9 protein-coding genes are annotated in these 13120 nt (G+C 46.9%); 6 read left to right on the top strand and 3 right to left on the bottom strand.

Going from position 1 to position 13120, the window contains the following annotated elements; all coding sequences use genetic code 11:
- Nucleotides 1-163: 163 nt before the first annotated feature.
- The 6 genes from ACEW9O_RS29355 to fdhD all read left to right on the top strand — a co-directional run bounded on the left by ACEW9O_RS29355 (nt 164) and on the right by fdhD (nt 6432).
- Nucleotides 164-538: a response regulator transcription factor gene (locus ACEW9O_RS29355; RefSeq protein ID WP_373553806.1), complete on the top strand. Its 375-nt coding sequence runs from the start codon at nt 164-166 to the stop codon at nt 536-538.
- A gap of 21 nt (nt 539-559) precedes the next feature.
- On the top strand, nt 560-1327 hold the full coding sequence (locus tag ACEW9O_RS29350; RefSeq protein ID WP_373553805.1) for a sugar transferase: 768 nt from the start codon (nt 560-562) through the stop codon (nt 1325-1327).
- A gap of 165 nt (nt 1328-1492) precedes the next feature.
- Nucleotides 1493-3172, top strand: a complete 1680-nt coding sequence (locus ACEW9O_RS29345; RefSeq protein WP_373553804.1) for an RICIN domain-containing protein — start codon at nt 1493-1495, stop codon at nt 3170-3172.
- Between the two features lie 155 nt (nt 3173-3327).
- A complete protein-coding gene (locus ACEW9O_RS29340) occupies nt 3328-4668 on the top strand; it encodes a carcinine hydrolase/isopenicillin-N N-acyltransferase family protein (RefSeq protein WP_373553803.1) in 1341 nt (446 codons plus the stop codon).
- Nucleotides 4669-4843: 175 nt separating this feature from the next.
- On the top strand, nt 4844-5572 hold the full coding sequence (locus ACEW9O_RS29335; protein WP_373553802.1) for a metallophosphoesterase: 729 nt from the start codon (nt 4844-4846) through the stop codon (nt 5570-5572).
- Nucleotides 5573-5574: 2 nt separating this feature from the next.
- The gene (gene fdhD, locus ACEW9O_RS29330; RefSeq protein ID WP_373553801.1) at nt 5575-6432 is read left to right on the top strand and encodes a formate dehydrogenase accessory sulfurtransferase FdhD; all 858 of its coding nucleotides are present in this window, start codon (nt 5575-5577) and stop codon (nt 6430-6432) included.
- A 62-nt stretch (nt 6433-6494) separates the two neighbouring features.
- On the opposite strand, the gene ACEW9O_RS29325 is transcribed toward fdhD, so the two are convergent.
- From ACEW9O_RS29325 to ACEW9O_RS29315, 3 genes are all read right to left on the bottom strand, one after another.
- Nucleotides 6495-7907, bottom strand: a complete 1413-nt coding sequence (locus ACEW9O_RS29325) for a serine hydrolase domain-containing protein (RefSeq protein WP_373553800.1) — start codon at nt 7905-7907, stop codon at nt 6495-6497.
- Between the two features lie 125 nt (nt 7908-8032).
- Entirely contained in the window at nt 8033-8725 is a 693-nt protein-coding gene (locus ACEW9O_RS29320) for a 4'-phosphopantetheinyl transferase superfamily protein (protein WP_373553799.1), read from the bottom strand.
- Entirely contained in the window at nt 8688-12974 is a 4287-nt protein-coding gene (locus tag ACEW9O_RS29315) for an alpha/beta fold hydrolase (RefSeq protein WP_373553798.1), read from the bottom strand. Before ACEW9O_RS29315 ends, ACEW9O_RS29320 begins: the two co-directional genes overlap by 38 nt.
- Nucleotides 12975-13120: the final 146 nt, after the last annotated feature.

Genomic DNA, 13120 nt, shown 5'->3' with positions numbered 1-13120 from the left:
TTTGACGGTTTTTGGTAAAGCACCCTAAGCTTGGACTTTTCATTCACGTAAATTCCATTCATCGAACATTTTTACCAAAAACCTTCAAAATCGACCACTTGCCCTATTTGAGAGACCGATCCCTTGAAATCCACTCTACTTTTGCAGCATCAAAACTTTATTTATGGAATCGAACATACTATTGGTAGAAGACAATGAAATGATGCGCACGTTTTTGGGACGCATCTTAAGCACGGAATTTCGGGTATTTACTGCTGAAACGGCGGAGGAGGCCCAAATCCGCATGGAAACGGGGCTCCAACCTGATGTGATCATCATAGACTTAAAACTTCCAGGTCAAAGTGGCCTAGAATGGTTGAGCCAACTAAAATCAAATCCGGAGTTTGCTCCTATTCCCTGCATCGTACTCTCCGCTTCCGAATCCGTTGAGGATCGCATCAAATGCCTGGAAGCAGGAGCTGCGGATTTTGTACTTAAACCCTTTCACCCAAGGGAATTAAGCCTGCGCATCGCGCGTCAATTATCCATTCACGTTTAATCAACACCCATTTTTCCAGCTATGCAAGTTTTACTCGATTACCTAATTGGACACCCCACCTACACAATTCCTCTTTGGAAGCGTTGTATAGATGTGTTGGCGGCCAGTATCCTGATTCTCCTTTTGTCCCCCTTGTTTTTGATCATCGCAATCTTGATCAAACTAGAATCGCCAGGCCCCATTATCTACCGCGCCAAAAGGGTAGGCCAGGGCTACCGCACCTTTGATTTTTACAAATTTCGCTCCATGCGCCCCAATGCTGATCAACTGCTGAAAGGATTAAAACACTTGAATCAGTACGAGCAGCAACAACCAGCCGAGAAAGCAGATGATGTAAACTACGAAGACCACATTCTCCTGCTTCAGGACGATGGTTTTATAGGGGAGGGGGCTTTTTTGCACCAAAAGGCACAAAAAGACGGCAACACCTTTGTCAAAATCGAAAATGACCCGCGCATTACCCGCATTGGGCACTTTATTCGCAATACCAGTATCGACGAATTACCTCAATTGTTCAATGTCTTGTTGGGAGACATGTCTTTGGTTGGTAACCGTCCTTTACCCTTGTATGAAGCAGAGAAATTGACCCAGGATGAATGGGTGGCGCGTTTTGCTGCGCCTGCTGGAATTACCGGTTTGTGGCAAGTAACCGAACGTGGCAAAGCTGACGTTAGTGAAGATGGCCGTAAAAAACTGGATATCGAATACGCGCATCGCTATAGTCTCTGGTTGGACTTATGGATTCTCTGGCGGACTTTACCCGCAGCGATTCAAAAAGTACAGGTCTGATCCAACCATTCCGAGTAGTGGGGCAAAAATAAGTGTTCATTTTCTCTGAGTCAAAGGATTAGATAAGACACTTAAAATGAACCGTTTACTTGCCTAATCCTTTAACAAAATGAAACACTTATTTTTTTATCGCCCTAATCTCTAGAACCATAAATTTTCAATACAATGTCAACTCCATATACCCGTTTTTTGCGCCAAAGTTGGTGCCTTGCCCTTTTTCTTTTTGCCCAATTGGCCTTTGCACAAGAATCGGTTGTATTCTACATTGTAGCACATCAGGATGATTGGCAGTTGTTTATGGTGAAAAACGCCTTCGCCGATGTCACGAATGCCAAGCAGAAAACGGTTTTTATTACCCTTACGGCAGGTGATGCGGGACTAGGTAAAGGAGGAAGTGGGACTATTCCATATTATCAAGCCCGAGACAATGGCTCTCGGCTTTCGATAAAATTTCTGGCCGACATCGCCTCGGCGCCAGATCGCAGTGAATCCGCCAAATATGTATACGCCAATGCGCACCAGATTTTTCAGGTGCAGTACAAGCATACCAAAAGTTATTACCTGCGTTTACCCGAAGGCAATGGCGATGGCAACGGATATACAGGCACCGGAAATCAATCCCTCAAACGTTTGCGGGATGGGGCTATTTCGAAAATTACTGCGGTGGACAGTTCTGCTACGTATCAAGGTTGGACTGATTTGGTAAAGACCATTCAACGCATCATCATTGCTGAAACATCGGGGTACAGCTACGCCACCCTGAATATTCCCGAAACCAATAGTTTGTACAATCCGGGGGACCACAATGATCACTTTTTGGTAGGTGATCTGGCCGAGCAGGCCAGTAAAGAGCTGACCTGCTTGAAGCAATATTCCTGGTTGGGCTATTTCAGCGTTTCCAAGGCAATGAATTTGAGCAATGATGACTTATTCAATTACAGCTCTGTTTTTGTATGCAATGTAGCAGGCAATATTCAGGGTGGCTATAAAGGCAATTGGGACGCAGCACACAAACAATGGATTGGCAAAGGTGTAGCCAGGATGACTTCTATCCAGCTGGATGCTTGCGCTGGAGTGGCTACCAATTTATTTCAAATTCCAGATAAGGCAAGTTACATCCGCAACAAAGCCACCGGGAGGGTTTTGGAGATCAGTGGAGCAGCATTGGGTGCCGGTGCTTTTTTGCAACAAAACGCCAATAAGGAAGCCCCTCACCAGGCCTTTTATTTCAAAAAAACGCCCGAAAAGTTATGGAACATTCTGGCCAAACACAGCAATTTTGCCCTTGATGCCTTTGGTGGAGGTACTGCTCCGGGCACAAAAATTTGGCAATTCAGGGTGAATGGCACCTCAGCTCAAAATTGGGTAATAGAACAGGCCGGAGACAGCACGTTTTATTTCAAAAACCACAAAAGTAATTTATACCTGGAGGGCAACCTGAATGGAACGGATGTCAGCTTGCAGACCTATATCGGCAACGATGCGCAACGCTGGTACATCATTCCAAGTAGCGACCCGCTGAGCCCTCCTCAGGATACGAGTAGCACCTTGGTTGCAGTAAAGGAAACCAATCAACAACAAAACATTTGGAAAGTATTTCCCAACCCATTACAGTACGCCAATGAAGTGAATTTCAGCTTGACTGAGGGGCATTCAGGCCCCGTTAATGCAATGCCGTATACGCTCGGTGGGCAATTGTTGAGCCAGGAAAAATATACCCAGGTAAATGCTCAAAGTACGGTACAATTCAGTATTCCGCCGCTTTCACACGGGGTATATTTATTGGAACTTCAATGCTTTGATAAAGAGCAGATTTATCGAAAGGTCATTCAACTGGTTCGGTAGGTATTCGGGTATTCATTCGGAATGAAGGAAGGGTAGCAAACTCTTTTGATCAAGCCGTGGTTAATTAAAATGGGTTGTATGGCAGTTTTTTGTCCTTACAACCCATTTGCTGCATAATGTAGCCATTATTTTCAGGCCGTTTTATCAACCTAACTATGTGCGATACCTTCGTCAAAATTACGTCCAATAAACTCATTTTTGGCAAAAACTCCGACCGAGAACCGAATGAAGCCCAGGCCATTGTTCGGTTCCCGCGCCAGGAACCTACTGAAAACAAACTACGCTGCACCTATATCGAAATCCCCCAGGTAGCCCTTACCCATGAGGTCATTTTGTCCAAACCTTTCCAAATGTGGGGAGCAGAAATGGGGGCCAATGAACATGGCCTGGTCATTGGCAATGAAGCGGTATTTACCAAGATTGGTTTTCAAAAGAAAAACCAGGGCTTGACTGGCATGGATCTATTGCGCTTGGCCCTTGAACGCTGTGAATCTGCGGATGCAGCACTGGAGTTGATGATCCAGCTACTGGCCGACTACGGGCAAGATGCTTGCGGGGGCTACCGCAATCGCCGCTTTTTCTACCACAACAGTTTTTTGATTGCAGACCGCCGTACAGCCTGGGTATTTGAAACTGCTGGGCCACATTGGGTGGCTAAAAAGATAAAGAGCCATTACGCCATTTCCAATGGGCTTACTTTGGACGCAGCCTATGATCGCATCAGTCCCCACGCGGAAGACTATGCGGTATTGCGAGGCTGGAGTAAAAAAGGAGAGCCCTTTTCATTTACCAACGCCTATTCTGATTGGTTTTATACCCGCATGAGCAAATGCAAAGTGCGACGGACTTATTCCACCCAAGCTATCCAAACCCATCCAAACCTGGACGCCCTCAGCGCCATGCAAATCCTGCGTCAACACGGCGACGAGCCCGAAAACCACTATGACCCTTCCCATGGTGGTACTGCAAATATCTGTATGCATTCAACCGGGCCAACCAACCCCAGCCAAACCACGGGGTCGATGGTTTTTGAATTGCCGTTGGATGGCAGTACGCCTACTTTATGGTTAACTGGCACCTCCATGCCTTGCCTTTCGGTGTATTTACCCTTCTTCTTTGGCGGAAAAACCTTACTTACGCCCGAATGGCCCCAACCGGGCAGCAAACCCGATACATCTTTGTGGTGGCAAGCCGAACGTTTGCACCGAAAAATTGCCCTCAATTATGCTAGAGGCCGCCAATTGATCGTTACAGATTTACAAGGAATGCAAGCGGAATGGATGCAAAATGTGGCTGAAAAATTGAGCCAGAAACGTAAGGTTCAGCACCTGGATGATTACTCGGCGAAGACGTTGAATCAGTATCAAAATTGGCTGGAAGATACTTGGCAGAAATCCGAAATACAACAGCTTCCCGTCCGTTCACGAGCCTCCTTGTACGCCTTGTTTCAATACATCAATGATCGTGCGGTGGATTTACGGGGCGTTAAAAAATAAATTGTTCATTTTGCCAAAGGATTAGATGAGAAAACGGTTCATTTCAAGTGTCTTATCTAATCCTTTGGCTCAAGAAAAATGAACATTTATTTTTGCCCCACTACTTCAGTAAAATTTTTATTTTGCGGAGTAGATACACCTAGCACCTGATCAACCCAGGTGCACAACCCAGGCCATGAGAGTTATTCAAATTACCGATCTGCATATCGGACAGGAAGGAGAAGACACTTACTTTGTAGATGTAAGGGAAAATTTTCGCCGCATCATCGCCGCCGTGCAAGAGCGCCGACCGGATTACCTGGTATTGTCAGGAGACCTGTGTTACGACCAGGGCGACCTGGAAATCTATGCCTGGGTCAAAGAATGGGTGGATCAGCTGAACATCCCTTATGAAGTCATTGGAGGCAATCATGATGACGCTCAGTTGTTAACCCAGGCTTTTCAGCGACAAGCAGATTACCACCCCGACGGATTGTATTTCGACCGCAACTGGGGCGATCGACCAATCCTCTTTATGGATACTTCAACCTCTAAAGTGGACACGCCGCAATTGGAGTGGTTGCAGCAGCAACTTCAGCAGCTTCAGGGGGATATCATCTTGTTCATCCACCATCCACCCTTATTGGCGGGTACTCCTTTTATGGACAACAATCACCCCTTGGAAGACCTTGAGCCACTTCAAGATCTACTTTGTGCTTATCCTGGCAACATCGACATCTTTTGTGGGCACTACCATGTGGAACGCACCGTGCGCTGGAAAAATCTATTGGTACACCTTACGCCTTCCTGCTTTTTTCAAATCGACTCACATTCCGAGGATTTTAAAGTAGATCATTACCGCATTGCCTTTCGGGAAATATCCATTCAGCCTGATTTGACCATTAGCTCAGTACATTACCTTTAGGCATGTATCAAACTCCAACAAAACAACGACAAATCATTAAATTTCGGAAGGGCCTTTTTGAAACGCTAAATGATCATTTGGCTAGTGAAGAGCCGCTGGAAATTCAGCTGGCTTATGGCCCACTTGGTCAGCGCCTGCAAATGAATTTAGCCGTAACGATGCGCACGCCAGGGGCGGATTTCGATTTGGTGTACGGTTTTTTATTCACTGAGGGATTGATTCAAGGCCGGAAGGATGTATTACAAATGCGTTATCCAGGGGTGCAACTCAGTCTAGAAGCACAAGAAAACAGCATCTTGGTAGAGCTACATCCCGCAGCGCGATTTGATGCCGCAAGATTGCAGCGTCATTTTTACACCAGCTCCAGTTGTGGCGTATGTGGCAAAGCCAGTTTGGAGATGGTGCAGAATCAGTCGGCTTTTTTACTACCCGCTCATCAACCACTCATTCATCCAGAAACGCTACTGCGCTTACCCGAAGCGCTACTTCCGCAACAATCCCTGTTCAATCACACCGGGGGGATCCACGCGGCTGGATTGTTTTCGAGCAGTGGTGATTTGTTGTACCTGCGCGAAGACGTAGGGCGACACAATGCCCTGGATAAGGTAATTGGAGCGGCACTGCAAAAAAGAGCATTCCCACTAAGCGATAACCTGCTGCTCGTCAGTGGACGGGCCGGGTTTGAGTTGGTTCAAAAAACAGTAATGGCGGGCATTCCGATCATGGCGGCAGTAGGTGCCCCCTCCAGTTTGGCTGTTGAATTGGCCGAGGCGCATAACCTGACTTTGGTCGGTTTTTTGCGCAATGGCGGCTTCAACATTTATACTGGAGGGGAGCGGATTGTATTAAAACGCGTTTAAAAAACGAGCAAATAATTCTGTTGTTTGGCCTGCTCCTGGGTATAGGCCACCCCGTCCATTTTTTATTGTTTTTTCATCCACAAATTGAGCACCCGACCATTGGAAACCCGCAAACCCTGGATCACTCCATTGGCATCCCGTTCAAAACGTAGGGTACTCATAAAGGAAGGCCCACTAAATCGATCTTCATCCACATGTTGAATGCTGAATTTACCATTGTAACGGTGCATGCCAACCAAGCTATCCCCTTCAACCTGAAAGGTATACGTAGTAGCCAGTTCTGGACAATAATACTGCCCGGCATATTCCTGCAAGGGTCCGGGAGGACTGGGTAAACCTTTGGATGCCGAACGATTGAGCATGGCTAAACTGGGAGCAGGCTCGGTAAAACTATTGGCCAAAAGGATATCAGCAATGCGTTCACCAGTAAGCTGGCTATTGAAGTTGGCAAAATTACTTTTGACCAAAATGGATAGATCTTGTTGGGGGAAGTACAACAAAGCGGCGCGGTAACCCGCACTTGCGCCCGTGTGTTGAATCCGGCGTAGGCCCCGGTAGGGTAGGGTCTCCAGGCCAAAAGCGTAGTTGAGGCTGTCCCCATTGCTCAACACGCCGCGTTGGAACATTTGTTGGATGCCCTGCTTGCCGCCTACTTTGCCATCGCGGTAGTTGTTGCACCAGCGGGCCAGATCGGGTAGGGTAGTGTAAATGCCGCCAGCGCCAATAACGGTACTGTTGTCGTACAGTTTGATCCAAACGTCTTGGTCGCTGATGGTATAAGAATCGGCAGTGTGTGGAAACAATTCCCCCTGTACATCCATCACATAAGTATCGTTCATACCCAGGGGGCGGAAAATTTCTTCGCGCATCCAGTCTTCAAACTTTTTTCCACTGGCTTTTTGGATGATTTCCGCCAGCAGCATATAAGCGGTATTGCAATAACTGTAGCGACTACCCGGAGGAAAATTGAGTTCCTGGCTGTGTTGCACCAAATTCAGCGCCTCTTCCTGGCGTACCGCATCGCCTTGTTTCCAACCGACCAGTTCCAACATGCCATAAATTTCGCGCAAACCGCTGGTGTGGTGCACCAAATGCCGAATGGTGATGGGTTGGCCAAAATTGGGCACTTCGGGCAGATATTTTTGGATGTTGTCGTCCAGATTTAACTGTTGGCGTTGTGCAAGGAGTACGATGGCAAAACAGGTGATTTGTTTCGCCAGGGAGCCGATATCGGAGACGGTGTTAGGGGTGAACGGTAGCGCATGTTCCAGATTGGCCAAACCATATCCTTTGGAAAACATCAACTGTCCACCTTTCAAGACGCCGACGGCCAGGCCGGGGTTACTCCCTTTTTGATAAGTGGAAAAGAGAGAATCGATTTGAGGGACGTAGGGGGCGATCCAGCGGTGGTGCTGGGCGGAGGCTGGGCTGCTCCAAAAAATCAGTGCCAATAATAAACAGATGTAATGTTTCATGGTTACCTGGTTACATAGGGCGAATCACTGGTGCGCCCTATGTAAAGGTAGTATTTTAAGTTTATTCTCAAATCGGCGCAAACAAATCAAGCAACTGAAACAACAGTCCGATGTGATTCAGTTGCTTACGTGGTGGTGGAACACGCCAATAAAAACTCTAAATTTGCTGCGCCATTTCCTACAAAGGCACCTATTTCCGCTCCTGGACACGCAAATGAAACACTGTTCCACCCGCTCTGGCCAATGCTGTTGTTTTCCGTACAAGGGTCGACATTTATGGAAGGCAAATCATCGACCAAGCCCCATCCAGAGGCTTTCAAAAAAGCTTCTTTGAGGGTCCAGATTTGGGCAAAAGCTGGCAGGTTTTCGCCGTTCTTGCAATACCGCTTTTCTTGCGCGCTCAGCACAAAATCAGCAGTAACAGCATCAATATGCTCGGGAATGCTTTCTAAGTCAACGCCGATCGGTTCTTGCGCAATGCCTACGAGGAACGAGCTTGAGGTATGGCTTACATTGAAATGCAGCGCCTGATTATGGAGTGCTGGTTTGCCTTGGGCATTGTAGCTAAACTGAATCCCAGCTGGATCAGTGTTCAGTTTTATCCCCAAACATTTGCGCAGCGTTGCTCGGCACCACAACCAGGTATTGCGGGCTTCTGCTGGCATTTTTTGAGCACTAGCTCGTTCTGCATCAGTAAGCAAAGCCCTCAAATCCTCAGTTAGCGTTGTGTAAGGGCGGCCGTAAATCAGAAAAGGCTGGCTGCAATGCGCTATTGCGGCACTAGTCAATGATTTCCACCGGGGTTTGATGCTTTCCATGTTTTGATGCTTGAAGTGCTGTGCACACAATTTCATTCAGACGAGCCTCCAATACTTCCGCAAAGACCTGATCGTTGGGCGGCACAAAAATGTGATTGTGATCCCCGGGAACCACATGCGCGTTTATTCCATTTTGAAGGTAGGGATCCCAACCATAATGCTTCCGATCGCGGATGTAGAAGCTTGCTTTTTCGGCTTTAAACAAGTCAATTCGGGTTTCAATGGGTTCAAGTTTGTATTGCGCGAGTGCTTTGGTCATCGCGATAGTGGATGTATTTACAGTGTAAGTTCCTCGTTCCTGATTGCCAGGGGCCTCCTCGGAGGGTAGTTTTACCAATTTGAATTTTGACAAAGTGGAATAAAGGCTCACCAATAGGTTGTTCTTTTTCTGCATCAGGAATCGCCGACGCTCACGTGGTTCTTCCTTGAAAAAAGCTTGTACTGCAAAGATCAACTTGGCGGCAGGGGTAAGCACCGCATCAACCATGCGTTGAGGCCATCCTTTCGATGCTTGGGCGAAAGCTGCTGACGAGTCAACCAAACCTGCGAAAGCTACCTTCTCCTGATTTGCTTTCAATTGCTTGGTCATTTCAAAAGCAATAAAACCACCAATAGAATACCCCAACAAATGATAAGGCCCATTGGGTTGGATTTTTTTGATTTCTTGCAGGTAATCGGCAGCAATGCTGGGGATGGTACATTGCCGGCTCTGTCCTGGTTCTATTTTCCTGGCCTGCAAGGCATAGATAGGGCGGTCAGGATCGAGGTAGCGCGCCAATGATTGAAACATCAGTACATTCAGGCCAGCCCCATGAATCAAAAAAATGGGGTCTAAACTGCCCTTCGTTCTAATAGGAACCATCACATTCCACAAATGTTCTACTGTTCTGCTGTTCACCAATTCTGCTAATTTTCGGATGGTAGGGTAAGTGATCAGCGAGGCAAGTGGGAATTCAATGTCAAATTCCTTTTTGAGGTTGGCCACGAGTTGCACCGCCAATAGTGAATGCCCACCCAATTCAAAAAAATCATCTTCTACGCTGATGTTGTCTCTTTTGAACAATTTGGACCAAAGCTCATACAAATAACGCTCAACCGGCCCTTCTGGCAATTGAAGTACCTCCACCCGGTTTGTTCTGGTTTGCGCCAGCAAACTTTCCAATTTTCGGGCATCTACTTTCCCGTTCGAGGTCAGTGGAATTTCGGCGATCATCAGGATGGTTTCAGGTACCATGTATTCAGGCACCTGAGTGCTCAGTTTTTCTCGAATTGCTATTGAATTGCATTCAGCGTTTTCAGGCAAAACGAAGGCAGCCAGGCTGGGCGTCCCGTTGGAAGCATGCATGACTTGTACTACCGCGTCAGATACACCTTCAATACATTTGATCTGACTACTGATTTCATCTAGTCCAATCCGGAACCCACGGATTTTCACCTGGCGGTCAAAGCGACCGAGGTAATAGACAGTACCATCAGTTGCCGCTACTACAGTGTCACCTGTAGAATGGCTTCTAATGGTACGTCCTTGGTGATCAATATGATTCATAAACGAGGCATGGGCTTTGTCGGTAGGGTCTGCCCCCACATATCCAAAAGACACCGCATCTCCAATGATGTGCAAAATTCCCGCCAATCCTTGCGGGAGTGTTGATCCCCACTGATCAACAATTCGAATCGAATATCCAGGCAATGGTTTTCCAATCGCAATACGGTCGGCAGCTTTTTTTGAGGCTTTGATCTCCTCAGCCAAAGCAATTACGGTACATTCCGTTGGCCCGTAGCTGTTGATCAAGCGATGCTGCGGATTGGATTGGCTCCAGGTATTCCAATCTTCTTTGTACATGGCTTCTCCACCAATAATCGTCAGGCGCAATGATTGGGAAGCATTGGCCAGAGGGTAGGCATCGCTCATGAGCCATTGCCGCCAGTAAGCAGTTGGTAAGTCCAATACGGTGATGCCTTCCTCGATGATTACCTTTGCCAACTGATCAGTCAACAACCAGGACTCCTCACGCAGGTACAAAGCTGCACCAGAACACAAGGCCATAAATGTTTCCTCAATAGAGGTATCAAAAGCCAGGTGGGCGAATTGAATGACCTTATCCTGAGCGCTCATGTTGTACAGCCCCAAAGCAGCATCTACAAAAGTTGTCAGTGACTTGCGATTGATACCCACTCCTTTGGGTAAGCCGCTAGAACCACTGGTGAACAGAATATAGGCACCGGCATCAGGGTATGGCTTCAATTCTGGGGTCTCCTCAACAATTTTTACATTTTGAATGTGCAATACCATCAAATCTTCAAACGGGAAGTCGCGCTCAGTAATGAAGACGATGGCATTGGGCTTGGCTTTGGTACAGATCAACTTGATCCGCTCTTCTGGCAATTTAAAATCCAGCGGTACAACGGTAGCACCTACAAAAAGGCCCGCCAAAAAAGTTTTGAAATAGTCATAAGTACGTGCTACTTCGACCATCAAAATATGGCCTTCACCAATGCCATGTGCGTTCAACCAAGCTGCCGTAGTTTTTATATCGCGAATCAGTTGTTGGTAAGATTTTTTTTTGCCTTGATCAACTATGGCCGTATGCTGCGGGTACATTTGAGCCACCTCAAAAATTCGGAAAAGCGGATCCAAAGAAGTTTGAGGCAGGGAATGGGTTGGCTGATTGAGTACTTCGAGCCAGGCTTGCTCGCTTTCAGCAGACATCAAAGGCAATTTTGTCCATATTTCACCCTTGTTTTTTGTTGCCGATTGAATGAAGTATTCCAAAGCTTGGAAGGCCTCCGCACTCAGCCCTGTTACAGAAACTCCAGCGGGAGTCAACTGTACAACTAGTGCAGCATCGGGTAAAAACGACACATCTGCACCTGCTTCCACAATGTATATCTGTGGTTGCTTTCCGCACAAACTGGTCAAAGTTGGATACCGCAACATCAGATCTGAACGATAAGTAATTGCGTTTTGTACTCTTTTGATTTTTTTGGCAACGCGGCCAAGGACATTTTCGATGCTGTCATTGCCCTCCAATTCCGTGGTGAGCGGCACCCATTTTGAAAACAAAAGCTGATCCGCAGGTATTCCTGTGGGAACGTAGGCGAAAGTCGTTTTTAATTTACCAGTAATGCGCTGAAGGAAAGTAACAATAACGGGCAACAGTTCACCACCACCCTCAATAAATCCCTCATAGTCAGGCAATTTATCACCCAGTTTATGGTTGGTACATTCCGCTAGCTCTGCATTTTCCAGTTCATTTTTCCAGAAATTCTCGTATTTGGCTGTTTTTTGAAAAATCTCATTGGCTGCCTCAAACCATGGTGTCGCAGGCAATTCCAATTGTTCGCCACGCTTCAGCACCTCTTGAACGGAAGGTTCGTGGCCGTCAGCAGCAACTATTTTTTCGATAACCAGAAATCCCCCGTCAAGGTCAACAGTTGTATAGTTCCCCATTTGCCTGACCAAACCTGGCATTGTGCTGGAGGTAGCTGGCGCGGTATAAGCTTCTTTGATGAAATAAACTTGTTCGTCTTTGACAAAAGAAGCCATCAAAAAGGGATTTTCCAAATGCGATTCCATCGAACAAGCGTGGATCAATTGCTGTGCAGTAGTTGGGGATTCAGCCCAATTAATCACCCCCAAATGAAAAGGACGATCAGCTTGACCATAATAAGACCCTCCGTGATCAGCTTGGGGCAGCTTCTCAAACGTATTGCTCAACCACCCGGGCAGTGCCTCCCGGAATGCCTCCATGGCCGCTTCATAACATTTGATGTTGAGTGCGTATGCGGTATCATTAGGTCCTATTCCTACGGTTTTTGAGGCCAAAATAGCTCCTCCATCAATGGTGGTAGTCAATTCGTGCCAACTGATGCCATGGGAGGTTTCTCCGTGCAAAATCGCTTGATTGGTGGCGTACAATCCGGCATACTTTGGCAATGGAGAATCATGGTAATTGATGGCCATGCGCGTTGCCCTTTGGATGAATTCAGGCTTGAGAATATAGGGATTGTTGATACTAAAGATAAATTCCACTTCAAGATCTGGAACCAAGCCTGGCGCAGCAAAACAAGGAATTTGGTACTGAGCCGCAGCTTGCAATACTTGTTTTTCGGTTGAAACTACAGCCTTGATGACACAACCTCGTTCTTGGAGCACTTGCATGCAGTATACGGGCAAAGATCCTTCTCCCAGTAGGATACAGGAATTGAGTTGTTGCTTGTTTTCGAGGGAGGTATTGGTAGATTCCATACAGGTATTTGATTCTGCCACAAAGCTAAGCTGTAAAAAGAGGCCGCGCGGCCCAGAATAGGTAAGCGGTAGAATCGGGTAGGTTTTTGGTTGAATTTGGCCGGAAATTGAATTTGACCAGACACATGTATAAAGCCTTTCTAGCC

Source organism: Haliscomenobacter sp. (assembly GCF_041740695.1).
Taxonomy (GTDB): Bacteria; Bacteroidota; Bacteroidia; order Chitinophagales; family Saprospiraceae; genus Haliscomenobacter.
The sequence above is the reverse complement of the archived record's forward strand: the minus strand, read 5'-3'. Positions and strand labels throughout refer to the sequence as shown.

What these genes read in the sequence shown, in the direction of transcription:
- ACEW9O_RS29355 (WP_373553806.1), top strand. Translation starts at nt 164, where the DNA reads ATGGAATCGAACATACTATTGGTAGAAGACAATGAAATGATGCGCACG.
- ACEW9O_RS29350 (WP_373553805.1), top strand. Translation starts at nt 560, where the DNA reads ATGCAAGTTTTACTCGATTACCTAATTGGACACCCCACCTACACAATT.
- ACEW9O_RS29345 (WP_373553804.1), top strand. Translation starts at nt 1,493, where the DNA reads ATGTCAACTCCATATACCCGTTTTTTGCGCCAAAGTTGGTGCCTTGCC.
- ACEW9O_RS29340 (WP_373553803.1), top strand. Translation starts at nt 3,328, where the DNA reads ATGTGCGATACCTTCGTCAAAATTACGTCCAATAAACTCATTTTTGGC.
- ACEW9O_RS29335 (WP_373553802.1), top strand. Translation starts at nt 4,844, where the DNA reads ATGAGAGTTATTCAAATTACCGATCTGCATATCGGACAGGAAGGAGAA.
- fdhD (WP_373553801.1), top strand. Translation starts at nt 5,575, where the DNA reads ATGTATCAAACTCCAACAAAACAACGACAAATCATTAAATTTCGGAAG.
- ACEW9O_RS29325 (WP_373553800.1), bottom strand. Translation starts at nt 7,907, where the DNA reads ATGAAACATTACATCTGTTTATTATTGGCACTGATTTTTTGGAGCAGC.
- ACEW9O_RS29320 (WP_373553799.1), bottom strand. Translation starts at nt 8,725, where the DNA reads ATGGAAAGCATCAAACCCCGGTGGAAATCATTGACTAGTGCCGCAATA.
- ACEW9O_RS29315 (WP_373553798.1), bottom strand. Translation starts at nt 12,974, where the DNA reads ATGGAATCTACCAATACCTCCCTCGAAAACAAGCAACAACTCAATTCC.